Source organism: Streptomyces sp. NPDC043853, assembly GCF_056436025.1.
This window is the reverse complement of sequence record NZ_JBWKDJ010000002.1, coordinates 158,205-183,918: the sequence shown is the minus strand read 5'-3', so window position 1 is coordinate 183,918 and position 25,714 is coordinate 158,205. Positions and strand designations below refer to the sequence as shown.

The 25,714-nt window shown below is 73.7% G+C and carries 19 protein-coding genes and 1 pseudogene; 11 read left to right on the top strand and 9 right to left on the bottom strand.

Features of this window, described 5'->3' with window-relative positions; all coding sequences use genetic code 11:
- Positions 1-3: 3 nt before the first annotated feature.
- Entirely contained in the window at positions 4-1,041 is a 1,038-nt protein-coding gene (locus AC067U_RS06085) for a hypothetical protein (protein ID WP_478828444.1), read from the top strand.
- 45 nt (positions 1,042-1,086) lie between these two features.
- Here the strand turns inward: AC067U_RS06085 and AC067U_RS06080 are convergent, their stop codons facing one another.
- From AC067U_RS06080 to AC067U_RS06060, 5 genes are all read right to left on the bottom strand, one after another.
- Positions 1,087-2,604 (bottom strand): phytoene desaturase family protein, encoded by a 1,518-nt coding sequence (locus AC067U_RS06080; RefSeq protein WP_478828443.1) that lies wholly within the window; start codon positions 2,602-2,604, stop codon positions 1,087-1,089.
- Between the two features lie 23 nt (positions 2,605-2,627).
- Positions 2,628-3,314, bottom strand: a complete 687-nt coding sequence (locus AC067U_RS06075; protein WP_478828442.1) for a DUF4126 domain-containing protein — start codon at positions 3,312-3,314, stop codon at positions 2,628-2,630.
- A gap of 99 nt (positions 3,315-3,413) precedes the next feature.
- Positions 3,414-3,821, bottom strand: coding sequence for a DUF3040 domain-containing protein (locus tag AC067U_RS06070; protein WP_365109966.1), 408 nt, complete (start codon positions 3,819-3,821; stop codon positions 3,414-3,416).
- A 377-nt stretch (positions 3,822-4,198) separates the two neighbouring features.
- Positions 4,199-4,957, bottom strand: coding sequence for a methyltransferase domain-containing protein (locus AC067U_RS06065; RefSeq protein WP_478828441.1), 759 nt, complete (start codon positions 4,955-4,957; stop codon positions 4,199-4,201).
- A gap of 76 nt (positions 4,958-5,033) precedes the next feature.
- Positions 5,034-5,498 carry an SAV_6107 family HEPN domain-containing protein gene (locus AC067U_RS06060; protein ID WP_478828440.1) on the bottom strand — a complete coding sequence of 155 codons (465 nt, stop codon included), beginning with the start codon at positions 5,496-5,498 and terminating at the stop codon, positions 5,034-5,036.
- Positions 5,499-5,700: 202 nt separating this feature from the next.
- Between AC067U_RS06060 and AC067U_RS06055 the strand changes: the two are divergent.
- From AC067U_RS06055 to AC067U_RS06045, 3 genes and pseudogenes are all read left to right on the top strand, one after another.
- Positions 5,701-6,459 (top strand): annotated as a pseudogene (locus AC067U_RS06055) (ATP-binding cassette domain-containing protein); the annotation flags it as partial.
- 526 nt (positions 6,460-6,985) lie between these two features.
- Positions 6,986-9,070: a YhgE/Pip family protein gene (locus tag AC067U_RS06050; protein WP_478828439.1), complete on the top strand. Its 2,085-nt coding sequence runs from the start codon at positions 6,986-6,988 to the stop codon at positions 9,068-9,070.
- Between the two features lie 30 nt (positions 9,071-9,100).
- Positions 9,101-9,712: a TetR/AcrR family transcriptional regulator gene (locus AC067U_RS06045; protein WP_478828438.1), complete on the top strand. Its 612-nt coding sequence runs from the start codon at positions 9,101-9,103 to the stop codon at positions 9,710-9,712.
- 440 nt (positions 9,713-10,152) lie between these two features.
- Here AC067U_RS06045 and AC067U_RS06040 read toward each other — a convergent pair whose 3' ends face one another.
- The 4 genes from AC067U_RS06040 to AC067U_RS06025 all read right to left on the bottom strand — a co-directional run bounded on the left by AC067U_RS06040 (position 10,153) and on the right by AC067U_RS06025 (position 15,640).
- Entirely contained in the window at positions 10,153-12,567 is a 2,415-nt protein-coding gene (locus AC067U_RS06040; protein ID WP_478828437.1) for a transglutaminase TgpA family protein, read from the bottom strand.
- Positions 12,564-13,931 carry a DUF58 domain-containing protein gene (locus AC067U_RS06035; protein WP_478828436.1) on the bottom strand — a complete coding sequence of 456 codons (1,368 nt, stop codon included), beginning with the start codon at positions 13,929-13,931 and terminating at the stop codon, positions 12,564-12,566. The genes AC067U_RS06040 and AC067U_RS06035 overlap by 4 nt, the downstream gene beginning before the upstream one ends.
- A complete protein-coding gene (locus AC067U_RS06030; RefSeq protein WP_478828435.1) occupies positions 13,931-14,935 on the bottom strand; it encodes an AAA family ATPase in 1,005 nt (334 codons plus the stop codon). The genes AC067U_RS06035 and AC067U_RS06030 overlap by 1 nt, the downstream gene beginning before the upstream one ends.
- 144 nt (positions 14,936-15,079) lie before the next feature.
- Positions 15,080-15,640, bottom strand: coding sequence for a beta-class carbonic anhydrase (locus AC067U_RS06025; protein ID WP_478828434.1), 561 nt, complete (start codon positions 15,638-15,640; stop codon positions 15,080-15,082).
- A gap of 358 nt (positions 15,641-15,998) precedes the next feature.
- Here AC067U_RS06025 and rsmH point away from each other — a divergent pair, with 358 nt between their 5' ends.
- The 7 genes from rsmH (at position 15,999) to murD (ending at position 25,690) form a co-directional block, all read left to right on the top strand.
- The gene (rsmH, locus tag AC067U_RS06020) at positions 15,999-16,928 is read left to right on the top strand and encodes a 16S rRNA (cytosine(1402)-N(4))-methyltransferase RsmH (protein ID WP_478828915.1); all 930 of its coding nucleotides are present in this window, start codon (positions 15,999-16,001) and stop codon (positions 16,926-16,928) included.
- The gene (gene ftsL, locus AC067U_RS06015; protein ID WP_478828433.1) at positions 16,925-17,524 is read left to right on the top strand and encodes a cell division protein FtsL; all 600 of its coding nucleotides are present in this window, start codon (positions 16,925-16,927) and stop codon (positions 17,522-17,524) included. Before rsmH ends, ftsL begins: the two co-directional genes overlap by 4 nt.
- A gap of 306 nt (positions 17,525-17,830) precedes the next feature.
- A complete protein-coding gene (locus tag AC067U_RS06010) occupies positions 17,831-19,801 on the top strand; it encodes a peptidoglycan D,D-transpeptidase FtsI family protein (RefSeq protein ID WP_478828432.1) in 1,971 nt (656 codons plus the stop codon).
- Between the two features lie 41 nt (positions 19,802-19,842).
- Positions 19,843-21,576, top strand: a complete 1,734-nt coding sequence (locus AC067U_RS06005) for a UDP-N-acetylmuramoyl-L-alanyl-D-glutamate--2,6-diaminopimelate ligase (protein WP_478828431.1) — start codon at positions 19,843-19,845, stop codon at positions 21,574-21,576.
- Positions 21,577-22,995, top strand: a complete 1,419-nt coding sequence (locus tag AC067U_RS06000) for a UDP-N-acetylmuramoyl-tripeptide--D-alanyl-D-alanine ligase (RefSeq protein WP_478828430.1) — start codon at positions 21,577-21,579, stop codon at positions 22,993-22,995.
- On the top strand, positions 22,992-24,062 hold the full coding sequence (gene mraY, locus AC067U_RS05995) for a phospho-N-acetylmuramoyl-pentapeptide-transferase (RefSeq protein ID WP_478828429.1): 1,071 nt from the start codon (positions 22,992-22,994) through the stop codon (positions 24,060-24,062). Before AC067U_RS06000 ends, mraY begins: the two co-directional genes overlap by 4 nt.
- Positions 24,044-25,690, top strand: coding sequence for a UDP-N-acetylmuramoyl-L-alanine--D-glutamate ligase (gene murD / locus AC067U_RS05990; protein WP_478828428.1), 1,647 nt, complete (start codon positions 24,044-24,046; stop codon positions 25,688-25,690). Before mraY ends, murD begins: the two co-directional genes overlap by 19 nt.
- The last annotated feature ends 24 nt before the right edge of the window (positions 25,691-25,714 follow it).

The window sequence follows — 25,714 nt, the reverse complement described above, 5'->3', positions numbered from 1 at the left end:
GGCATGGGGATGTACGTGCTCTACGGCGCGTTCGGCTTGGTCGCGCTGTGGCTGCTCGCCGAGGTCCTGCTCCAGTACAAGGCCCGGCTCCGCTGGCGCCTGCTGGCCTTCTCCGGGTTCCTCGGCGTGGTCGCCGGCGTGATACTCCCCTCCGTTCCGGTCATCGGCGCCGGGGCCCTGGCCTTCGCCGTGGGGCAGACCCTGGTGACACTGTCCTTCCGCAAGGGATTCGTGGCGGGCTGGGCACTGCGCCGCGGCGCGCCCGAGGAGCAGCCGCAGCCGGCCGCCAAACGCCGCCGCGGCGCCGCGGGCGGCCCGGCCGGCGGGCTCCGCGTCTCCGACCTCGCGTACGACGAGCGGGGCGCGGCGGGCGGCCCCGGCCCCGGCAGCCCCGAGGACGAGGCCGACGACCGGCCCGAGCCGGCCTTCTTCCGCCCGGAGCCGCTGCCCGAGGACACCGGCTCGTACGGCATCCAGAGCCTGCCGGACCGCAACCAGGGCCAGGGACAGCCCGCCGGCCCCGGTCCGGGCTTCGCGCCCGGCGCCGGTTTCGCCCCCGACGGCGGCGGCTTCAGCCCCGACGGCGGCGGCTTCGCACCCGGCGCCGGCGGCTTCGCGCCCGCGGCCGATCCGGCGCAGACCGCCCCCTTCGCCTCGCCCTTCACCACCGCCGAGCAGGACGCCCACCAGTACGCGGCCTACTACGACCCGCAGACCCAGGGCGGCTACGCCTACCAGGGCGGCTTCCAGCCCGGCGGAGAGCAGCAGGTGTACGCGGCGTACTCCGACCCGTACATCGGCACCGCGGGCGTCGCCCAGCCGCAGCCGTACGGCTACGGGGACCCGTACCAGCAGCAGTACGCCCAGTACGCGCAGTACTCCACGGACACCCCGCCCGGCGGGGTGTGGGTGCCGCAGCAGCGGTCCACGGAGGCCGCCCAGCCCGACGCCTACCCCCAGCAGTGGTCCGGCCAGGAGCAGTACGACCCGCAGCAGTACCCGTACCACGGCACCGGCGAGTACGAGCAGTACCGCTACTGAGGACCGCCGGCGGGGTCCGCCGCCGGGGTCCGTTGCCGGGGCCGGCTATTGGGAGCCGCGGAAGTCCGCGCCCTCCACGATCAGCCCGGCCACCAGCGCGCCGGTCATCCCGGCGTGCGCCAGCCCGCCGCCCGGGTGCGCCCACCCGCCGGCCAGGTAGAGCCCGGGAAGGGCGGTGGCGTTGGCCGGGTACAGCATCCGGCCCCCGGCGCCGGCGAGGGCCGGGGCCGGCACCGAGCCGCCCACCGCCCCGGTCGCGGCCTCGACGTCCAGCGGGGTCCGGGCCTCGTGCCACAGCAGTCGCTCGCGGAGGTCCGGGACGGCCCGCCCGGCGGCCTCCAGCAGATCCTCGGTGTAGCGGGCGACCAGGGCCGGATCCGCCCAGTCCAGCACGCCCTGCGGGGCGCACACGGCGGTCAGGGTGACGGCCTCGTGGCCGGCGTCGGGCACCTGCGAGGGGTCGTCGGGGCGCAGCACGGTGACGGTGGGCCGTTCGGCGTGGGCCCCCGCGGACACCGCGCGGCCCTCCGCCGCCGCGTCGGGGGAGTGGACCACGGTCCGGTGCGGGGTGCCGCCCGGGCGTCCCCCGCGCAGGGCGAGGAACAGGGTGAACCGGCTGGGCATTCCGGCCCGCGGCCGGACCGCGGCGTCCTCCGCCCGGTCACCGGACCAGGGCAGGCCGCCGGGGAGGGCGGGGGCCAGGAACCGGCGCGGGTCGACGGCGCTGACCACGGTGTCGCACCCGGTCCGGGTGCCGTCGGCGAGCAGCAGGCCGCAGGCCCGGCCGTCCCGGGTCAGGACCTCCCGCACCTCGGCCCCGAAGACGAACTCCACCTTCCGTTCCCGGCAGCGCTCGTACACGGCGGTGGCCAGGGCGCGCATGCCACCGCGCACGTACCAGCTGCCGAAGGTCTGCTCCATGTACGGGATCACCGCCGCGGCCGCGGGGGCGGTGTGCGGGGTGAGGCCGTGCGCGAGCACCGCGCCCTGCGGGAGGGCGGCCAGGTGGCCGCCGAGTTCCCGCTCGGCGGCCTCGGCCAGGGTGGGCGGGCGGCGGCGCAGCAGGCCGGACTTGCGGAGCGCGGGATAGGGGTCCCGGCCGAGGACCTGCCAGTCGGTCCACAGTGGTTCTTCCAGCAGGGGGCGGCGGGTCCGCTCCCAGGCGTCCCGGGCCCGGCCCAGGAGGGCGTTCCAGCGGTCCCCGGCGCCGGCTCCGAACGCCTCGTCGAGGGCGGCGGCCACGCCGCCCCGGGAGGCGCCCGGCAGGGTGACCGCGGTGCCGTCGGGCAGCACGTGGCAGACCTGCGGGTCGATCTGGACGGTGTCCACGCACTGTTCCAGGCTCCGCTTGCCGGTCTTGACGAACAGGTCGCGGTAGACGGCGGGCAGGTGCAGCAGGCCGGGGCCGGTGTCGAAGGAGAACCCGTCCCGTTCGTGGTGTCCGACCGCTCCGCCGTAGGTCGCCGAGCGTTCGTACACCGTCACCCGGTGGCCTGCCACGGCCAGCCGGGCCGCCGTCGCCATCGCGCCCATCCCGGCGCCGATCACCGCAATTCGTGCCATGCGGCCGACCTTATCGGCCCTGCTCAGCGGGGCGGCGCGGTGGTCCGGTCGGAGGGGGCGCCGGGGGGACCGCCCCGGGCCGCCGGGTCCGTGCGCGCCGCGGATCCCGGTCGCTCCGGGCGGGCCAGGCGCCGTTCCTCGCGGCGCTGGGCGCGGCGGCGCAGGAAGCGGCGGATCCGGGACCACAGGTAGACGAGCACGATCAGGCCGGCCAGCAGCAGCACGCCGGCGATCACCGCGGCCGCCTCGGGGTTGAACATGGCGAAGGTGACGATCCCGGCGACCCCCAGGTCCTCGGCGGTGCTCATGGCGATGTTGCTGAACGGCTCCGGGGAGGTGTTGATCGCCATTCTGGTGCCGGCCTTGACCAGATGGCTGGCCAGTGCGGTGGTCCCGCCCACCGCCCCGGCCGCGAGATCGGAGAGCGAGCCGCTCTGCCCGGCGAGCAGGGCGCCGATCACGGCGCCGGCGAGCGGGCGGATCACGGTGTGGACGGTGTCCCAGAGGGAGTCCACCAGCGGGATCTTGTCGGCGACGGAATCGCAGAGGAAGAGCACGCCGGCGGCGACGAGGACGTCGGTGCGCTGGAGGGAGGCGGGGACCTCGTCGGTGAGCCCGGCCCGGCCGAACAGGCCGAGCAGGAGGACCACGGCGTACGCGTTGATCCCGCTGGCCCAGCCGCTGGTGAACACCAGAGGGAGCACACTCATCCGGCCAGCATGCCCCAGGAAGCCCTCATCGGGCCGGGGGACAGGCCGGTGCGCGCGAGGGGTGGCCGCCCCGGGCGGCCACCCCTCGTCACAAGAGCGTCAGTGTCCTTGCTGTTCGTCGCGGCGACGCTGCCACCGCTGTTCGATGCGGTTCATCATCGACCGGCGCTGCCGGTTGTGGCCGCGGCCCGAGCCGCCGGCACTGCCGGAGACGGGCTGCTCGCCGGGTTTGGGTGCCTTGCGCCATCCGGTGACCGCGAGGACCGCGCAGCCCAGCATGACGAGGAAACCCACCACGCTGATCCAGATCAGATTTCCCTGCGCGACCATTCCGGTCATGAGGAGCGCGATACCCACCAGGAAGCCTGCGACCGCCTGGTAGACCCGTCGCCGGGTGTACGTACGCAGCCCGCTTCCCTCAAGCGCTGTCGCGAACTTGGGATCTTCGGCGTACAGCGCTCGCTCCATCTGCTCGAGCATTCGCTGCTCGTGCTCCGAGAGCGGCACGGGAGTCCTCCTCATCCGTCGGTCGCGGGGGGAGCGACCGGGGTCCCCTTCAGGATAGGCAGGGAATCGCCCCCGTGAAACCCGCCCCTCGACGCCACGCTTTTCAAGGCCACGCTTTTCGAGAACAGAGCAGTGCTTCAACGACAAGCACTGCCGACATCAGCACTGCGGCCAACCGTACCGTCGGGCGGGTGGGCCGGTGAGGCCATTGTTCCCCAACGGCAACTCCACCACACCGGACGGCGTTGCCCCGATCATACGGGTCCGGTGGCTGAAACGGAGGGCTTGCGCAGGACTGCATCACCTCGCGGTGATGGGGGTGTGACCGGCCGTGCGACGGGGTCGCGCGGGCGGCCGCCGGGCGGCGCCGCCGCAGCTCAGGCCTGCTTCTCGCCCAGGACGTGCAGCTGGGTGGCGACCGCGTGGAAGGCGGGCAGCTCGGCGGCCGCCTCCTCCAGCTTGAGGAGGGCCTCGACGGCGCCCGGCTCGGTGTCCACGAGGACCCCCGGCACCAGGTCCGCGAAGACCCGGACGCCGTGCACCGCGCCGACCTCCAGGCCGGCGCCGCCGACCAGCTCGGCGAGCTGGTCCGCGGTGAACCGGCGCGGCACCGGATCGCCGGCGCCCCAGCGGCCGGCGGGGTCGGTGAGGGCGGTCCGGGCCTCGGTGAAGTGCCCGGCCAGGGCGCGGGCCAGCACGGCCCCGCCGAGGCCCGCGGCGAGCAGGCTCAGGGTGCCGCCGGGACGCAGCGCGGCGACGGCGTTGGCCACCCCCTCGGCCGGGTCGTCCACGTACTCCAGGACGCCGTGGCAGAGCACCACGTCGTACGAGCCCTGCTCGACGACGTCCAGCAGGCCCTGGGCATCGCCCTGGACCCCGCGCACCAGGTCGGCGACGCCGGCCTCGGCGACCCGGCGCTCCAGCCCGAACAGGGCGTTCGGGCTCGGGTCGACCACGGTGACCCGGTGGCCGAGGTGGGCCACCGGGACCGCGAACTTGCCGGTGCCGCCGCCGGTGTCGAGCACGTCCAGCACGTCCCGTCCGGTCGCCTTCACCCGGCGGTCGAGGGCGTCCTTGAGGACCTCCCACACCACGGCGGTACGGAGGGAGGCGCGGGGACGGGAATTGTCGGACACGACGTGTGGCTCCTCGGCGCGGAAGGGGTGGACGTGCGGCTTCTCCACACCCTATTGCCTTCCGTCGCCGGGCCGGTCATCCCGCGTCGGGGCGTGGCTGCGGCAGTGTCGGATGCAGTGCCAGCATCCGCTCGACCAGGCGCAGGAACATCCCGGCCGCGCGCAGCAGGTCGTCCGCGTCCCGGTCGCCGGCGGCGCCCGGTATGCCCGCCTCGGCCCGGGCCCGGCGGGCGGCTCCGGAGGCGAACAGGGCGCTCCACTCGGTCAGTTCCGGTGCTATCTCCGGCAGCACCTCCCAGGCGCTGCGGATCCGGGGCCGGCGGCGGGGATTCACCGGCTCCGGGCGGCCGCGGGCGGCCAGCACGGCGGCGGCGGTGCGCAGCGCGGCGAGGTGGGCGGTGGCGTAGCGCTCGTTGGGGACGGGGAGCAGGGCGGCCTCGTCCAGGCCGCGGCGGGCCTTGGCGAGCAGGTCGAGTGCGGCCGGCGGGGCGGCCGACCTCCGCGGGACCGGGTGGACAGGGGACGGGGACGGTGTGGCCATGACGAACCTCCTGTCAGTGCGTACTGCTCAAGGGGTACTGCCGGTTCCTTCTCTGTCCCCATCGTGAAGGCACCCACTGACAATTGCGCTGACCTGCGCTTTTCCCGTGTTTCACGGCGGAACCCGCCCTGCGGTTCGGGCCCGGCTACGAAGGATGCTAGTTTTTGAACTGACCAGTCAGTTCAAAAGAAAGGGGAGGGCTGTGGACAGCCCGCGGGGCGCGGCCGTCAAGGCCGAGGACTTCGGCCTGAAGGGGCCGCGGGGCTGGGTGTTCCGGGGCGTCGGCATCGACGCTGCGCCCGGCTCGCTCATCGCCGTGGAGGGACCGTCCGGCAGCGGCCGCACCTGTCTGCTGCTTTCGCTCACCGGCCGGATGAAGGCGACGGAGGGCCACGCCCGGGTCGGCGGCCACGACCTGCCCAAGCATTTGGCCGCGGTCCGCCGGAACACCGCGCTCGGCCCCGTGACCGGCGTCAACGAGCTCGACCCCGCCCTGACCGTCGCCGAGCAGCTGCGCGAGGGCGCGCTGCTGCGGCGCCGCTACGGCGGGCCGGTCCGGGCGCTGCTCCGCTCCCCGCGGGTCCGCGCCGCCGCCACCGCCGCCCGCATCGACGCGGCGGTCGCGGCCGTCGGCCTGGACGTCGAGTCCCTGCCGAAGGGGATGCGGACCTCGGTGCGCGACCTGGAGCGGCTGGAGGGGTTCCGCCTCTCCCTGGCCATCGCCCTGCTGGGCGACCCCGGGCTGATCGCCGTCGACGACGCCGACCTCAAGCTCTCCGACGCCGAGCGCGCCGAGGCCTGGGACCTGCTGCGGGGCCTGGCCGGGGAGGGCACCACCGTCCTCGCGGTCTGCAGCGAAGCCCCGGCCGACGCGGTCGTCGTGCGGACCGGCACCACGGCTCCCGCCGAGGCCGGTTCCGCCCCGGCCGCGCCCGCTTCGGCGGCTTTCGCCCCCGCCGGATCCGGGACCGCCCGGTCCGGCAGGCGCACCAGGTCCCGGGCGGCGGCCACCGGGAAGCCGACGGCGGCGGAGCCGGGCGGTTCCGCCGCCCGGCCCGGCACGGCCCCGGTCACGGGTGCCGTACCCGCCGCGGATGCCGGTCCCGCGGACGGACCGCGGTCCGTCCCGGCCTCCGGACCCGCGGCCGAGTCGGTGGAGCCGGGGGGCTCCACCGGCCCGGCCGCGCAGCCGGCCCCGGCCGACGCCAAGGCGTCCGCCGGGTCGGTCCCGAAGCCCACCGGCAAGCCGGCCGCCGGACGCACCGCCCCCGGGGCCGAGCCCCCGGCCGACGCCGGAACGGCCGAGAAGCCGGCCGCCAAGGCCGGCAGCCCGGCCCCCGAGGCCGCTCCCGAGGCCGCTCCCGAGGCGGCCGCCGAGGCTGCCGCCCCCGAGGCCGCCGCCCGGGGCGCGGTCCAGCCCGATCCGAAGGCCGGCCCCGAGCCGGCCGAGAAGGCCGACACCCACGACACGACGAAGGAGGCAGCCGATGCGCTCGCCGAAGCTCGCCGCGCTTGAGCTCAAGCGCTTCGGCCGCGGCAAGCTGCCGCGTGCCGCGCTGGTCTCGCTGCTGCTGCTCCCCCTCCTCTACGGCGCCCTCTACCTCTGCTCCTTCTGGGACCCCTACAGCCGGCTCGACAAGGTGCCCGTCGCCCTCGTCAACGCCGACCGCGGCACCACCGTCGACGGCAAGCGCATCGACGCGGGCGACGAGATCGCCCGGAAGCTCAAGGACAGGAAGATCTTCGGCTGGAAGGAGGTCGGCGCGGAGGAGGCGGCGAAGGGCCTGGAGGACGGGACGTACTACCTGACCCTCACCATGCCCGCCGACTTCAGCGAGCGGATCGCCTCCAGCTCCGGCGAGGACCCGACCACGGGCGCCCTCCAGGTGCGGACCAACGACGCCAACAACTACGTCGTGGGCTCCATCTCGAAGACCGTGTTCTCCGAGGTCCGCGCGGCCGCCTCCAGCAAGGCCTCCCGCGACTTCCTCGACAAGATCTTCATCTCCTTCTCCGACCTGCACGACAAGACCGCCGAGGCGGCCGACGGCGCCACCCGCCTCAAGGACGGCACCGTCAAGGCCAAGCAGGGCGCCAAGGACCTGGCCGACGGCCTGGACACCGCCAAGGAGAAGACCGGCGAGCTGACGAGCGGTCTGAAGACCCTTGATTCCGCCGCCGGACAGCTGGAGACCGGCACCAAGGACATCGCCTCCGGCACCCAGGTCCTCGCCGACAAGGTCAACGGGGCCGCCGCCAAGGCCCGCCCCTTCCTGAAGGACCCGAAGAACCTGGCCGCCCAGGCCGAGCTCGTCGCCGACTCCGCCCGGATCGTCCGCGGCCACCTCGACGACTTCGCCAAGCACGCCCCGGCCGTCGCCACCCTCACCAAGCGGATGTCCCAGGACTCCGAGACCGTCTACACCAAGACCTGCGTCAAGGGCCCCAAGCCGGCGCCCGCCACCTGCCCGACGATGAAGCGGCTCAAGAACGACGCCGCCGAGGCCGCCGAACTCGCAGGCGACCTCAACACCGTCGTCAAGACCTCCAAGGGCGACCTCGCCACGCTCAAGAAGCAGCTGACCGACCTGGAGGACAAGGCGCGCGAGGTGGTGCGGAAGGCCCCCGGCCTCTCCGCCGACCTCGACGCCGCCGTCGCCAAGGTCAACGCCCTCAACACCGGCGCCCACAAGGTCGCCGTCGCCATGGACAAGCTGCACACCGGCATCACCTCCGCCGGCAAGGGCTCCGCGAAGATCGACACCGGCGTGGGCAAGCTCGGCGACGGCGCGCACAGCCTGGACGGCGGCATCTTCAAGCTGGTCGACGGCTCCGGCGAACTCGCCTCCGGCCTGCACGCGGGCGTCGGCCAGATCCCCGACTACGACGAGCAGCAGCGCGACGCCCGCACCGAGGTCATGGCCGACCCGGTCCGGCTCGCCGCCGAGTCCCTGCACAAGGCGCCCAACTACGGCACCGGCTTCGCCCCGTACTTCATCCCGCTGTCCCTCTGGGTCGGCGCGATGGTCGCGTACATGCTGATCACCCCGCTCAACCGGCGGGCACTCGCCGCAGGCGCCCCCGCCTGGCGGATCGCCCTGGCCGGCTGGCTGCCCGTGGCCTCCCTCGGAGTGCTCCAGGTCGCCCTGCTGATGTCCGTGCTCCACTTCGGCCTCGGCCTGGAGATGGCCCACCCGGCCGCGACCATCGGCTTCCTCGCCCTGGTCACCGCCTGCTTCGCGGCGATGGTGCAGTGGCTCAACGCCAAGTTCGGCGCGGCCGGCCGGATCCTGGTGCTCGTCGTGCTGATGCTCCAGCTGACCTCGGCGGGCGGCACCTACCCGGTGCAGACCAGCCCCGGCTTCTTCAGCGCCATCCACCCGTACCTGCCCATGTCCTATGTGGTGGAGAGCCTGCGCCGGCTCATCACCGGAGGTGACCTCACCCCGGTCTGGCAGGGCTCCGCGGTGCTGCTGGCCTTCACCCTCGGCGCACTGGCCCTCACCGCGCTCGCCGCCCGCGGCAAGCAGGTCTGGACCATGGACCGTCTGCACCCTGAACTCAGCCTGTAGGGACCGGTGACACCTGTGACAATCAGCGCCATGGAAAGCAGCACCAGCACGCGCCGGCAGGCGACCCGCCAGAAGCTCTACGAAGCGGCCGTCACCCTCATCGCCGAACAGGGATTCTCGGCCACCACGGTCGACGAGATCGCCGAACGCGCGGGCGTCGCGAAGGGCACCGTCTACTACAACTTCGCCAGCAAGACGGAGCTCTTCGAAGAGCTGCTGCGGCACGGGGTCGGCCTGCTCACCGCCTCGCTGCGGACGGCGGCCGAGGAGACCGAGGCGCGCGGCGGCAGCCGGGTCGAGGCGCTCGACGCGATGATCCGCGCCGGCCTGGTCTTCATCGAACGCTACCCGTCCTTCACCCAGATGTACGTGGCCGAGCTCTGGCGCACCAACCGCGCCTGGCAGTCCACCCTCATGGTGGTCCGTCAGGAAGCGGTGGCCGTGGTCGAGGGCGTGCTGCGCGAGGGCGTGGAGCGCGGCGAGCTCAGCGCCGAGATCGACGTCCCGCTCACCGCCGCCGCCCTGGTCGGCATGGTGCTGGTGGCCGCGCTGGACTGGCAGTCCTTCCAGCGGGAGCGGTCCCTGGACGACGTCCACTCCGCTCTCTCGCTGCTGCTGCGCGGACGGGTGAGCGGAGGCTGACGCGGAAACGGAAGCCGTCCGGGGGCCGGGAAAACCCGGCTGACCCCCGGTCGGCGGTGCCGCCCGCGGCCCCCACCGCGTACAACTGGGTGTCCGTCACCTAGGTATCCGTACCTAGACGCAGAGATGAGTATGCGTACGGATGGGCTCCCATCTGCGGAAACAGCAGACTGGAAGCCATGGACAGGGGTACCGGTCCCGCACCGCCGACACGGGGCTGCGGAGCGGGACCGGTACCCTCGGCCAATCCGGGAGAGGTACGGGGGAGCCAGGGGAGTACGGGGGCCCGGAAAGCGGAACGCCGGTGCGGCAGGACCCAGGGGGAACGGGTCCTGCCGCACCGGCGTTTTCGCGTGCGCCCGGCCGGGCGGCGCGAGCGGGCCGCGCGGCGCGGGCACCCGGCCGCGGGCGCCGCCCGCCCGCCGGCCACCCGCCGTCCGTCAGCCGCGCTTCAGCCGCTTCGGCAAGGGAAGGGCCGCGCCGAACCGGGCCAGACCCTCCGCCACCCGACCGGACAGGGCAGACCAGCGGGCGGACACCGCCCAGCCGATCCGCGCCGCCGACCGCGGCAGCAGCAGCCCGCGCAGCCGGGCGCCCCGGCCCGCCCCGGCCAGCAGCCCGCCCCGTACCAGCAGCACGTCCGAGGCCAGCTCCGGGTATCCGGCGGCCGCACCCGGTTTCGCGTACAGCGCCCGCTCCACCGACGAGGCGACCCGGTGCACCGAGGCCGCGGCCACCGGATCCAGCCCGCCCAGCTCCACGACCCGGGCGGCCGCCCGGCGCGGGGACAGCGCTCCGTCCGGGGCGATGCCCACGTCCCACGCGGCGTCACCCAGCTCCCGCCAGGCGGTCAGCGGGTTCCCGGTCGCCAGCCGGCGCGCCCGCACCCGGCTCCGCCACAGCAGCGGCAGCAGCGGCAGCGCGAGCACGGCCAGGCCCAGCCCGGTGAACCCGAGGACCGGACCCCACGGGAAGTCCTCGTCGTCCCCACCGGTGACCGGCGCCGCCGCGGAGTCGCAGTCGCCGAGCCGCTTCAGCTCCGGCGGGCAGCTGTCGGCGCTCTTCGACGGGGCCGGCGCCGGGGCGCTCGCGCTCGTCGAGGGCAGCGGGGCAGGCGCCGAGGGCTGCGCGGCCGGGACCTCGGGCCGGGTGTAGTCCGGCGCCGTGCCCCGGGTCGGGGTCGGCTCGAACCGGGTCCAGCCCACACCCTCGAAGTACAGCTCCGGCCAGGCGTGCGCGTCCTTCATGGTCACCTGCATGCTGCCGTCCGACAGCGAGGTGCCCGGGGTGAAGCCGACCGCGACCCGGGCCGGAATGCCCAGCGACCGCGCCATCGCCGCCATCGAGAAGGAGAAGTGGACGCAGAAGCCCTCCTTGTCCTTCAGGAACCGGGCGATGGCGTTCGCGCCGGAACCCGAGGAGGTCTTCGTGTTGTACGTGAAGCCGCCCTGCTCCTTCAGCGCGAACCAGTTCTGCAGCTTCAGCGCCCTGGCGTAGTCGTCCCGCGCCCCGCGGGTGACCTGCCGGGCCGTCTCGCCCACCACCGGCGGCAGGTTGTCCGGCAGCCGGGTGAATTCCTGCAGGAACTCCGCGGACGGCTTCGGCGCCGCCGACAGCTGCCGGGCGGTGGGCCGCAGCAGCAGACTCGTCACCGTGTACTGCGCGCCCTGCACGGTCTGCTTCTTGTTCTTGCCCAGGTCGTCGCCGATCACGGTCCGGCCGACCTGCTCGAACCGCCAGCGCCCCTCGATCTCCACCTGGGTCGCCGGGTACGGCATCGGCACGTACCGCTGCACGTAGTCCTGGGCCGCCGAGACGCTGGTCCGCACCTCGGTGCCGCTCAGCCGCACCTGGCTGCTCAGCCCCGGGGGCTGCGGGAACCGGCCCGGCACCTCGGTCAGGCTGCGCCCGGAGGACTTCCACTCGGTCCCGTCGAACTCGTCCAGGGAGACGATCCGCAGGTACTGGTCGGCCTGCCGGGCGTCCGTGCGGTACCGCAGCACCACCCGGTCGTCCTGGGTGTTCAGGCTGGACTGCAGGGCCACCAGCGGGTTCACCGCCGAGATCGTCCCGCCCCCGGCACCGCTGCCGCCGCCCGCGGCACCGCCCGGGCCGTTCTCGCCCAGCAGTCCGCCGGTCGGCGTGGGCAGCACGTACGCCGCGCCCAGCGCGACCAGCACCGCCACCGCCCCGATCCGCCGGCCGGTGCGCAGCGGCGCGACCGCGTGCCCCGCCCGGGAGGCGCCCCCGCCGGGCGTGCCGCCGAAGACGCGGCCCCACTGGGCCAGCCGGTCCCGGCTCTCCGCCAGCAGCAGCATCAGGTAGCCGCAGCCGGCCAGCACGAACAGCAGCCAGCCGTCGCCGCCGGACAGCCCGGCGGCCACCGAGTACAGCGCGAGCAGCGGCAGCCCGGAGGCCGCGGCGGTCCGGAAGGTCACCGCGAGCAGGTCGACCAGCAGCCCGATCAGCAGCACCCCGGAGACCAGCATCAGCCGGATGCCGTCGGTCTGCGGCGCCGGTATGGCGTACTCACCGACGTCGGCGACGCCCTCCTGGAAGAGCGAGCCCAGCCCGGTCAGCAGCTGCGTGCCGATCCCGTCGGAGGCGGCCACCGAGCGGCCCTGGCCGGCGAACAGCAGGACCAGCAGCAGCAGCGAGACCAGCACCTGCGCGCCGACCGTCAGCGGGCGCGCCAGCGGCACCCGCCGGCCCAGCGCGCCGACCCCGCTCTGCACCGCCAGCAGCCAGCCCGCCTGGAGCAGCCAGCCCTGAGAGTCCACCAGGGGCGACAGCGACACCGCCGTCAGCAGCGTCGCCAGCCAGGCGAACAGCGTCAGTCTCGCCATGCCGCTCATGACCGGCCCCCACCCGAAGTCCCCGTGGCGGCCGCCGGCCCCGAGGCCACGACCGGGGCGCCCGCCCCGGCCTGCCGCCACATGTCACCGAAGCCGGTGCCCGGTGGCACCGGCAGGACCGTCCAGCCCGCCTCGCGGAGCCGGCCCAGCCGCTCCGCCGCCGGGCTCGCGGCGTTCCGCCCGGCCTGGCCGGTCCAGGCCGCGGGGTCCAGCACGAAGGCCACCGCACCGCCGCCACGCTGCCGCATCCTCGCGACCAGCCCGGCCTGTTCCTCGTCCAGGCCGCCGAGGAAGGCGATCAGCAGCCCCTCCTGCCCGCCGCGGAGCGCCTCGTACGCCCGCGCCAGACCGCCGCCGTCGGAGTGCCCGACGACGGCCAGGGTGTCCAGCATCAGCCCGGCGGCCTCGGCGGACTCGCCACCGCCCGCCGAGAACCCGCCGCCGCCCTCCCCGGGCACCATGTCCCCGGTGTCCGTCAGCAGCCGTACGGAGAATCCCCGCTCCAGCAGGTGGAGCAGGGTGGAGGCGGCCGCGGAGACCGCCCACTCGAAGGCCGAGTCGGGACCGCCGCCGTCGAAGGCGTTCGACCGGGTGTCCAGCAGGACGGTGGCACGGGCGCGCTGCGGCTGCTCCTCGCGGCGCACCATCAGCTCGCCGTAGCGGGCCGTGGAACGCCAGTGGACGCGGCGCAGGTCGTCGCCGTACCGGTAGCCGCGCGGGATCACGTCGTCCTCGCCGGCCAGGGCCAGCGAGCGCTGGTTGCCCTCGCCGTAGCCACTCGACTCGCCGGCCAGCTTCACCGGGGGCAGCGCCTCGGTGCGGGGTATCACGGTCAGCGTGTCGTAGGTGCTGAACGAGCGGGTCAGCTCGACCAGGCCGAACGGGTCGGCCAGGCGCAGTTGCAGCGGGCCGAGCGGGTAGCGGCCGCGCAGGTCCGAGCGGACCCGGTAGGACACCTCGCGGCGGCCGCCGGGCTCCACCCGGTCCAGCACGAAGCGGGGGCGGGGCCCCAGCACGTAGGGCACCCGGTCCTGCAGCATCAGCAGGCCGGTGGGCAGCCGGGACACGTTGTCCATGCGCAGCTGCACCCGGGCCTCGGCACCGGCGGGGACCCGCATCGGGGTCAGCCGACGGCTGCCGGAGACCCGGTAGCGGGTGCGGTGCAGGGCGTACACGCAGATCAGCGGCAGCGCCGTGATCAGCAGGCCGACCTGGAGCAGCGCGGTCTGGCCGAGGACGAAGGCGCACACGGCCGCGGCGACGCCGGCGGCCAGGAAGGAGCGGCCCCGGGTGGTGAGCCCGGACAGGGCCGCGCGCAGTCCGGCGCTCTCCCCGCCGGCACCGCCGGGGGTACCGGTGGTCATCAGTAGCCCCGGACGCCCGGCTGGGGCTGGCCGCCCGCGTGCGCGGCGGGCACCGGGGTGCGCTGGAGGATGTCGGCGACGACGTGCTCGGCGGTGCGCCGGTTCAGCTGGGCCTGCGCGGTGGGCAGCAGCCGGTGGGCGAGGACCGGGGCGGCCAGCGCCTGTACGTCGTCGGGGAGCACGTAGTCGCGGCCGGACAGGGCGGCGGAGGCCTTCGCGGCGCGCAGCAGGTGCAGGGTGGCGCGCGGCGAGGCGCCCAGGCGCAGGTCCTGGTGGCTGCGGGTGGCGGAGACCAGCTCGACGACGTAGCGCCGGACGGGCTCGGCGACGTACACCTCGCGGACCGCCTCGATCAGCTTGGTGACGTCGTGGGCGTGGGCCACGGCGGTGAGGTCGTCGAGCGGGTTCACCGCGCCGTGCACGTCGAGCATCCGGAGCTCGGCGGCCGGGCTGGGGTAGCCGACGGAGACCCGGGCCATGAAGCGGTCGCGCTGGGCCTCGGGGAGGGGGTAGGTGCCTTCCATCTCCACCGGGTTCTGGGTGGCGACGACCATGAACGGGGAGGGCAGCTCGTAGCTCTTCCCGTCGATGGTGACCTGGCGTTCCTCCATCGACTCCAGCAGCGCGGACTGGGTCTTGGGGGAGGCCCGGTTGATCTCGTCGCCGATCACGATCTGCGCGAAGATCGCGCCCGGCTTGAACTCGAACTCCCGGCGCTGCTGGTCGTAGATGCTGACGCCGGTGATGTCGGAGGGCAGCAGGTCCGGGGTGAACTGGATGCGCTGCACCGTGCAGTCGATCGACTTCGCGAGGGACTTCGCCAGCATCGTCTTGCCGACGCCGGGGACGTCCTCGATCAGCAGGTGGCCCTCGGCGAGCAGGACGGTCAGCGCGATCCGTACGATCTCGGGCTTTCCCTCGATCACGCTCTCCACCGACCTGCGCACCCGCTCCGCGGTGCTGGTCAGGTCGGCGAGGCTGGCACGGTCGTCGTAGGTCGTCACCTGGTTCTCCACCCCAAACACGCAAAAACGATCAAAAGTGCGGACGCCGGTCCGGTGCGCAGGCGCGCGCACGGACGGGTGCACGGACGCGCGTCCGGACGGCGTTCATCCCGCATTCTTGACGCCCGCCCCGCCCCGTGTCACTCACGAAGCGGGGTCGATCTCCCGAAGCAGTCCGGTGTGCACGTCGAAGACGAAGCCTCGCACATCGTCCTTGTGCAGCAGGAAGGGGTTGGTGCGGACCCGCTGCATGGACTGGCGGACGTCCTTGTCCACGTCCCGGAAGGCCTCCACGGCCCAGGACGGGCGCTGGCCGACCTCGTCCTCCAGCTCGTGCCTGAAGTCTTCGGTCAGACGCTCCAGGCCGCAGCCGGTGTGGTGGATGAGTATCACGCTGCGGGTGCCCAGGGCGCGCTGGCTGATGGTGAGGGACCGGATCACGTCATCGGTGACCACGCCGCCGGCGTTGCGGATGGTGTGGCAGTCGCCGAGCTTCAGGCCGAGCGCGGCGTGCAGGTCGAGGCGGGCGTCCATGCAGGCCACCACGGCCACGTGCAGGACCGGACTGGCGTCCATGCCGGGGTCGGTGAAAGCGCCGGCGTAGGTGCGGTTGTGGTCGACCAGCCGGTCGATGACGGTGTCCCCGGCACGCTCGGCGAGGGGCTCGGCGGCGGAGTCGGCAGGGAGGTGTGCGGAAGTCGTCATGTGTACGACGTTAGTGGTCACCGCGGGGGTGGGCCTTGTGTGAGGCTGGACAAAGAACGTCAACGAACCTTGATGTGAGCTAACCCACAGGGGTGTGGAGGATCTGGCCGTACGGGTGATTCGCGGCTTTTGCGGGTTCGATCGGGGCGGGGCACACCGGGCGCGGGCCGGTTCGTTGACCGCGTCCGCCGTTGGACTAAAGTGACGCGAAACCGGCCGGAGCACGGCCGTGCCGGAGCGGCCGCAGGGCCGTACACCACAAAGAATCCGCGTGCGCGGTGCGTACGCCTACGCATACGCCTGCCGCGCCGTTGTCTGAGAGGGCGCATTGACCAGCGAATCCCGACACGTCCCGGTCATGCTCAAGCGGTGCCTGGACATGCTGGCCCCGGCGCTGGAGAAGCCCGGCGCGGTCGTCGTCGACTGCACCCTCGGGCTCGGCGGCCACAGCGAGGCCATGCTCAAGCGGTTCCCCGACGTACGGCTGATCGGGCTGGACCGCGACAAGGACGCCCTGCTGCTCTCCGGTGAACGGCTCGCCCCCTACGGCGACCGGGCCACCCTCGTCCACGCGATCTACGCAGACCTGGCCGAGGTCCTCGACGGGCTGGGCATCCCCACCGTCCAGGGCATCCTCTTCGACCTCGGCGTCTCCTCCATGCAGCTCGACGAGGCCGACCGCGGGTTCGCGTACGCGCAGGACGCCCCGCTGGACATGCGCATGGACCAGACGACGGGCATCAGCGCCGCCGAGGTGCTCAACACCTACCCGCCGGGCGAGCTCGTCCGGATCCTGCGCCAGTACGGCGAGGAGAAGCAGGCCAAGCGGATCGTGTCCGCGATCGTGCGCGGCCGCGAGAAGGAGCCGTTCTCGAACAGCGCCCGCCTCGTGGAACTGATCCGCGACGCACTGCCGCAAGCGGCGAAGCGGACCGGCGGCAACCCCGCCAAGCGGACCTTCCAGGCCCTGCGCATCGAAGTCAACAGCGAACTGTCCGGGCTGGAGAAGGCCATCCCGGCGGCGGTGGACCGGATCGCGGTCGGCGGCCGGATCGCCGTCCTCTCGTACCACTCGCTGGAGGACCGCCTGGTCAAGACGGTCTTCGCGGCGGGCGCCGCGTCCACCGCGCCGCCCGGACTGCCCGTCGTACCGGAGAAGTACCAGCCCAAGCTGAAACTCCTGACCCGGGGTGCGGAGCTGCCCACGGAGGAGGAGGTCGCGGAGAACCGCCGCGCGGCGCCGGCCCGGCTGCGCGGGGTCCAGCGGATCCGCGAGGCGCACCTGTGAACAGGGTGGCCACGGCGACGCGGTTGCGGGTGGCGCGGCTCGGCTCGCGTCGGCCGCGGCCCGGCCCGGGGCGGCCCGGCGGGGGAGCGGCGTCCGGGCAGGCCGCCCGCACCCCCTTCGTGCTGCTGGTCGTGGTCCTCCTCGGCGGCGGCCTGATCAGCCTGCTGCTGCTGAACTCGGCCCTCAACCAGGGCTCCTTCCAGCTGAGCCGGCTGAAGAAGGAGACCACCGCCCTCACCGACGAACAGCAGGCCCTGCAGCGCGACGTCGACGCCCGCTCGGCGCCGGACGCGCTGGAGCGGCGGGCCCGCGAGCTCGGCATGGTCCCGGGCGGCAGCCCGGTCTTCCTGGGCGCCGACGGGAAGACGGCGGGGAACCCGACCCCGGCGCAAAGCGCTCCGCCGCCGGCATCCGCCCCGGCCACACCGGCCGGCTCCGCCCCTGCGGGCCCGGCTTCCCAAGCCCCCTCGGGCTCCACCCCCGGAACCCCGGCGCAGCCGCCCGCGCCCGCCGGTTCCGGACCCGATACGCCGGCGGGCTCCGCGCCCGCCACTCCCGACACTCCCGCGCAGTCCACTCCGACCACCGGACGGTGACGACGTGACCCACCCGGCAGCTGTGGTGTGCCCTGCGGGGCATGACCCCCACCCCGCCCCATCCCGAAACCGTGGGCTCCGCCCCCGGCCCCCCGGTGAAGGGCGGATCGGCCGTGACGGGTCCGCGGACCGGTCGTGGCTGGTCGCGCAGTTCCCCGCGCCCCTGGCAGAGCCGGCCCGAGCGGCGCTCGAACGCACCGGGCGCGGGGGCGGAGCCCCCGCGAGGGGTCCGGGGCGGAGCTCCGGTTTCGGGAAGGGGCGGGGTGGGGAAATGGCCCCGCGCAGCGGACGCCGGCAGGGCGCCGCATGAGCCCGCAGGAGCCGCCGCGCAAGCGGGTCCCCGGACCCGCGAGGCCGCGCCGGCAGGGCGGGAACCGGCCCGCCGGCCGGCCGGCCACCCGCCCCGCCACACGGCGCCCCACCGCCCCCCGCGCCCCGCACACCATCAAGCTGGGCAGCCCCCGCCCCCGCCTCCGCCTGGTCGGCATCGGCCTGACCCTCGTCATGCTCGCCTTCGTGGTCCGGCTGCTCCAGGTCCAGGCCGTCGACGCCTCCACCTTCTCCGCCGTCGCCTCCAAGAACCGCTACGCCAGCTACACCCTGGCCGCCGAACGCGGCGACATCACCGACCGCAAGGGCGTCGCCCTCGCCACCAGCGTGGACGCGTACGACATCACCGCCGACCCGTCCATGTTCACGCCCGAGGAGAGCAAGGCCCCCGACGCCCCGGAACAGGCCGCCGCGCTCCTCGCGCCCATCCTGGGCAAGGACGCCGGGGAGATCGCCGACCGGCTCCGCACCAGGAACACCCGCTACGTCGTCCTCGCCCGCCGCCAGACCCCCCAGGTCTGGAACCAGATCCGCGACCTCAAGCGGGTCTTCGCCGACAAGGCGACGGCCGACAAGAAGAACAACGGCCCGGGCGCCAACGTCCTCGCCGGCATCTTCAACGAGGAGAGCAGCAAGCGGATCTACCCGAACGGCACCCTCGCCGCCGGGATACTGGGCTACGTCAACGCCGAGGGCCACGGCGCCGGCGGCCTGGAGTCCTCCCTCGACAAGCGGCTGGCCGGCAAGGACGGCGAGGTCACCTACGCCCAGTCCGGCGGCCGCCGCGTGCCCACCGCCGGATCCAGCGAGAAGCCCGCCGAGCCCGGCCAGGACATCGAGCTGACCATCGACCGGGACATCCAGTGGGCCGCCCAGAGCGCCATCACCAAGCAGGTCCAGGACTCGGGCGCGGACCGCGGCTACGTCATCGTCCAGGACACCCGCACCGGCGAGGTCCTGGCCATGGCCAACGCCCCCGGCTTCGATCCCAACGACCTCACCAAGGCACGCTCCACCGCCATGGGCAACGCCGCCCTCCAGGACGTCTACGAGCCCGGCTCCACCGCCAAGGTGATGTCCATGGCCGCCGTCCTGGAGGAGAAGAAGGCCACCCCCACCACCCACGTCACCGTCCCCAACCGGCTGCACCGCGGCGACCGGCTGTTCAAGGACGACATCGACCACCCGACCTGGTACTTGACCCTCAACGGGGTCCTCGCCAAGTCCAGCAACATCGGCACCATCCTCGCCACCGGCCAGCTCGGCAGGAACCAGGCCGAATCCAACAAGGTGCTCCACTCCTACCTGACCCGGTTCGGCATCGGCCGGCCCACCGGCCTGGACTACCCGGGCGAGTCCCGCGGCATCCTGGCCGACCCGGAGGACTGGTCCACCTCCCAGCAGTACACGATCCCCTTCGGCCAGGGCCTGTCCCTCAACGCCATGCAGGCGGCCTCCGTGTACTCCGCCATCGCCAACGGCGGGGTCCGCATCGAACCGACCCTGGTCCGCGGCTACAAGGGCCCCGACGGCCGGTTCACCCCCGCCCCCGCACCCGAGAAGACCCGCGTGGTCAGCGAGGAGACCGCCAAGACCCTGGCCGCCATGCTCGAATCGGTGGTCGACGACCAGGAGGGCACCGGCACCAAGGCCCGCATCCCCGGCTACCGTGTCGGCGGCAAGACCGGCACCTCCAACCGAGTGGATCCGGCCACCGGCCGCTACAAGGGCTACACCGCCTCCTTCGCCGGCTTCGCCCCCGCCGACGACCCCCGCATCACCGTCTACTGCGCCATCCAGAACCCGACCAAGGGCAGCTACTTCGGTGGCCAGATCTGCGGCCCCATCTACAAGACCGTGATGGAGTTCGCCCTCAAGACCCTCCAGGTCGCCCCCACCGGAACCGCCCCCGCCGGGCTGCCGGTCACCTTCCAGCCCGGACCGTGACCCGCACCCCCTGCGACCGAGAAAAGCGCGAGGCACCCCCAGTGACAACGATCACCCCGAACCCCGGGAACCAGAGCGGCCCGGCCCCCCGAATTCCCGGCGGGCCCGCCGCGCCCGGTACGCTCACCGCCGTGCCCCACGCTGATCAGCCCAGAACCGCCCAGAAAGCCCCGGCAGCGCCGCCGGGACCGCCCCGGCCCGTGGCCGCCCGCCCGACCCCGCTCGGTGAACTGGCCGCCCTGCTGGGCACCGCCGCCCCGGCCGGACCGGGAGCCGCCGCGCAGATCACCGGCATCACGCACGACTCGCGCGCGGTCCGCCCCGGCGACCTCTACGCCGCCCTGGCCGGAGCCCGCCTGCACGGTGCCGACTTCGCCGCCCAGGCCGCGTCCCTGGGCGCCGCCGCGGTCCTGACCGACCCGGCCGGTGCCGACCGCGCCGCCGCCACCGGACTGCCCGTGCTGGTCGTCGACGACCCGCGCGGCCGGATGGGCGCGCTCGCCGCCGAGATCTACGGACGGCCCGGCGAGGCCCTCCTCCAGATCGGCATCACCGGCACGTCCGGCAAGACCACCACGGCGTACCTCGTGGAGGGCGGCCTGCGCGGCGCCGGACGCCGTACCGGCCTCGTCGGCACGGTCGAGATGCGGATCGGCGACGAGCGCATCAAGTCCGAGCGCACCACCCCCGAGGCCACCGACCTCCAGGCGCTCTTCGCCGTCATGAAGGAACGCGGTGTCGACGCGCTCGCCATGGAGGTGTCCAGCCACGCCCTGATGCTCGGCCGGGTCGACGGCTGCGTCTTCGACGTCGCCGTCTTCAACAACCTCAGCCCGGAGCACATGGAGTTCCACTCCGACATGGAGGACTACTTCCAGGCCAAGGCCCGGCTGTTCACTCCGGCCCGGGCCCGCCTCGGCGTGGTCAACACCGACGACGAGTACGGCCGCCGGCTGGCCAAGGAGTCCGCGATCCCCGTGGTCACCTTCTCCGCGGCCGGGGACCCGGCCGCGGACTGGCGCGCCCAGGACGTGGTCTCCCGCCACATGGACTCCACCTTCACCCTGATCGGCCCCGAAGGACAGCGGATCAGCGCCACCGCCCCGCTGCCCGGCCCGTTCAACGTCGCCAACACCGTCGCCGCGATCGTCACCCTGGCCGTCGCCGGAGTGGACCCGCAGACCGCCGCCGACGGGATCGCCGCGGTCCCCGGCGTCCCCGGCCGCCTGGAGCGGGTCGACGCCGGCCAGGCTTACCTCGCCGTGGTCGACTACGCCCACAAGACCGATGCCGTGGTCTCCGTCCTGCGCGCCCTGCGCGAGGTCACCGCCGGCAAGCTGCACATCGTGCTCGGCTGCGGCGGCGACCGCGACACCACCAAGCGCGCCCCGATGGGCGCCGCCGCCGCCCGCTACGCCGACACCGCCGTGCTGACCTCCGACAACCCGCGCTCCGAGGACCCGCTGAAGATCCTCGCCGCGATGTTCGAGGGCGCCGTCTCCGTCCCCGCGGAGGAGCGCGGCACCGTCCTGGTCGACGCCGACCGGGCCGCCGCCATCGCCGCCGCGGTCGCCCGTGCCGAACCCGGCGACACCGTCCTCGTCGCGGGCAAGGGCCACGAGCAGGGCCAGGAAACCGCCGGCGAGGTGCGGCCCTTCGACGACCGCGAGGTGCTCCGCGCCGCCATCGCGACCGCTCCCGGAAAAGCCGTGCCCGACAAGGCCGTGCCCGAAGAAGACGCGCTCCAGCAGGCCCGACAGGCCGAGGTGAAATAAGTGATCCCCCTCTCCCTCGCCGAGATCGCCGACATCACCGGCGGGCAGCTCCACGACATACCGGATCCGTCCGTCCAGGTCACCGGATCCGTGGTCTACGACTCCCGGGAGGTCGAACAGGGCAGCCTGTTCGCCGCCTTCAACGGCGAGCGCGTGGACGGTCACGACTACGCCGAGCGCGCGGTCGCCGCCGGTGCCGCCGCCGTCCTGGCGACCCGGCCCGTCGGGGTCCCCGCGATCGTCGTCCCCGACGTACAGGAGGCGCTGGGCGCCCTCGCCCGCGCCGTCGTCTCCCGGCTCGGCACCGACGTGGTGGCCCTGACCGGCTCGGCCGGCAAGACCTCCACCAAGGACCTCATCGCGCAGGTGCTGCAGCACCACGCGCCCACGGTGTGGACGCCCGGCTCGCTCAACAACGAGATCGGTCTGCCCGTCACGGCCCTCCGCGCCACCCCGGAAACCCGGCACCTGGTGCTGGAGATGGGTGCCCGCGGCATCGGCCACATCTCCTACCTCACCGGCCTGACCCCGCCCCGGATCGGCGTGGTGCTCAACGTCGGCACCGCCCACATCGGCGAGTTCGGCGGCCGCGAGGCCATCGCACAGGCCAAGGGAGAGCTGGTCGAAGCCCTCCCGTCGGCGGCCGAGGGCGGCGTCGCCGTACTCAACGCGGACGACCTGCTGGTGCGCGCCATGGCCGCCCGTACGAAGGCCCGTACGGTCTTCTTCGGAGAGGCGGAGGACGCCGAAGTCCGGGCCACGAACGTCCGGATGACGGACAGTGGCCGGCCTTCCTTCACACTGCACACACCCTCCGGGTGCAGCGATGTGACCTTGCGGCTGTACGGTGAGCACCACGTGTCGAACGCGCTCGCCGCGGCCGCCGTCGCCCATGTGCTGGGCATGTCCACCGAGGAGATCGCCACCGCGCTCTCCGGCGCGGGCACGCTCTCCCGCTGGCGGATGGAGGTCACCGAGCGCGCCGACGGCGTGACGGTCGTCAATGACGCCTACAACGCGAACCCCGAGTCCATGCGGGCCGCACTGCGCGCGCTGGCCGCTATGGGCAGCGCCGCCCAGCAGCGGGGGGGACGCACGTGGGCGGTGCTCGGCCCGATGGCCGAGCTCGGTGACGAGTCGCTCGCCGAGCACGACGCGGTCGGACGGCTTGTCGTCCGGCTCAACGTGAGCAAGCTCGTCGCAGTCGGGGGCAGGGAAGCGTCCTGGCTGCAACTGGGCGCATATAACGAGGGTTCGTGGGGTGAGGAGTCGGTGCTCGTGTCCGACGCGCAGGCGGCGGTCGACCTGTTGCGCAGAGAACTGCGCCCGGGGGACGTCGTGCTGGTGAAGGCATCCAGGTCGATCGGCCTGGAGCGGATCGCACAGGCGCTGCTTGAGGGCGAGGGTGCCGACCGATGAGGCAGATCCTGTTCGCCGGTGTCATCGGTATGTTCCTCACGATCGTCGGCACCCCGCTGCTGATCAAGCTGCTGGCCCGCAAGGGCTACGGCCAGTTCATCCGGGACGACGGCCCGCGCGGCCACGCCGGCAAGAAGGGCACGCCCACCATGGGCGGCATCTCCTTCATCCTGGCGACGCTGGCCGCGTACGCCCTGACGAAGGTGATCACCTCCAGCGAGCCGACCTTCTCCGGCCTGCTGGTGCTCTTCCTGATGGCCGGCATGGGCCTCGTCGGCTTCCTGGACGACTACATCAAGATCGTCAAGCAGCGTTCGCTGGGTCTGCGGGCCAAGGCGAAGATGGCCGGCCAGCTGATCGTCGGCATCGCCTTCGCGGTGCTCGCGCTGCAGTTCTCGGACTCGCGCGGGCTCGCCCCGGCCTCCACCAAGATCTCCTTCGTCACCGACTTCGGCTGGGCCATCGGACCGGTGCTGTTCGTGGTCTGGGCGCTGTTCATGATCCTGGCGATGTCGAACGGCGTGAACCTCACCGACGGCCTCGACGGCCTGGCCACCGGTGCCTCGGTGATGGTCTTCGGCGCCTACACCTTCATCGGTGTCTGGCAGTACCAGGAGTCCTGCGCCAACGCGGAGACCCTGATGAACCCGGCCGCCTGCTTCGAGGTCCGCGACCCGCTGGACCTCGCGGTGGTCGCCTCCGCCCTGATGGGCGCCTGCTTCGGCTTCCTGTGGTGGAACACCTCGCCGGCCAAGATCTTCATGGGTGACACCGGCTCGCTGGCCCTCGGCGGCGCGCTGGCCGGTCTGGCCATCTGCTCCCGCACCGAGCTGCTGCTCGCGCTGCTGGGCGGCCTCTTCGTGCTCATCACCCTGTCCGTGGTCATCCAGGTGGGCTCCTTCCGCCTCACCGGGAAGCGCGTCTTCCGGATGGCCCCGCTCCAGCACCACTTCGAGCTCAAGGGGTGGTCCGAGGTCCTCGTGGTGGTGCGGTTCTGGATCATCCAGGGCATGTGCGTCATCGTGGGTCTGGGCATCTTCTACGCGGGATGGGCAGCGGACAAGTGAGCAACGCGGAGTACCTGGCCCTGCTGGGCCCCGATGCGCGGGACCGGTACGGCCTGCCGCGGAACATCACCGTGGCCGGGCTCGGCGTGAGCGGCATCAGCGCCGCCCGCGCCCTGGCCCGGTTCGGCGCGGAGGTCACCGTCGTCGACAACGGCGACGGCGACGCCCACCGGGCCCGCGCCGCGGAGCTCGCGGAGCTCGGCATCCGGACCCGCCTCGGGCACCTGGCCGACGGCGCCAGGGCAGGGGAGACCCTCCCCGAGGGCACCGAGCTCGTGGTGACCTCGCCCGGCTGGAAGCCGGACAGCCCGCTCTTCCTGGAGGCCGCCAAGGCCGGCGTGGACGTCGTGGGCGACGTCGAGATCGCCTGGCTTCTGCGCGAGGCGGGCGTGGCGCTCCGCGCGGCCCGCCAGGCCGCCGCGGCGGCCCCGGCGGCGCAGGCCGGACCGGGTGCCACAGCCGCCCCCGACGCCGGGGCTGGCCAGACCCCGCCCGCCCCCGCCGGGCCGGCGGAATGGCTCGCCATCACCGGCACCAACGGCAAGACCACCACCACCCAGATGCTCGCCTCGATCCTGCGGGCGGCCGGGCTGCGCACCGCCGCCGTGGGCAACATCGGGACGCCGATCATCGACGTGGTGCTCGGCGAGGAGACGTACGACGTCCTCGCCGTGGAGCTGTCCAGCTACCAGCTGCACTGGGCGCCCAGCCTGCGCGCCCACTCCGGGGCCGTGCTCAACCTGGCCCCCGACCACCTCGACTGGCACGGCTCCATGGAGGCGTACGCCGCCGACAAGGGCCGGATCTACGAGGGCAACACCGTCGCCTGCGTCTACAACGTGGCCGACGCGGCCACCGAGAAGCTGGTCGAGGAAGCGGACGTGGTCGAGGGCTGCCGGGCCATCGGCTTCACCCTCGGCGCCCCCGGCCCCTCGATGCTCGGCGTCGTCGACGGCGTCCTGGTCGACCGGGCCTTCGTGCAGAACCGGCAGAAGAACGCCCAGGAGCTCGCCGAGGTCGCGGACGTCGCCGCGGCTTCCCGGGGGACGGCCCCCGGAGCCCCCGGGCCCGCCCCGCACAACATCGCCAACGCCCTCGCCGCGGCCGCCCTGGCCCGCGCCTTCGGCGTGCAGCCCAAGGCCGTCCGCGACGGCCTGCGCAACTTCTGCCCGGACGCCCACCGGATCGCCTACGTCGCCGAGGTCGGCGGGGTCACGTACATCGACGACTCCAAGGCCACCAACACCCATGCCGCCGAGGCCTCCCTGGCCGCCTACGAGCCGGTGGTCTGGATCGCCGGGGGTCTGGCGAAGGGCGCCACCTTCGACGAGCTGGTCCGCAAGTCGGCGGGGCAGCTCCGCGGAGCCGTGCTGATCGGCGCCGACCGGGCGCTGATCCGGGACGCACTGGCGCGACACGCCCCCGATGTCCCGGTCGTCGACCTCGACCGGACCGACACTGAGGCGATGCTCGCAGCGGTCCGGGAAGCGGCCCGGCTCGCCGAGCCCGGTGACACGGTCCTGCTGGCACCCGCCTGCGCCTCGATGGACATGTTCGCGAACTACGGCCGGCGCGGGGACGCGTTCGCCGACGCGGTGCGCGAACTGGCCGCGGAGCAGAGCGCCTAGGGCCTGTCCGACCGGCTGCTCGTA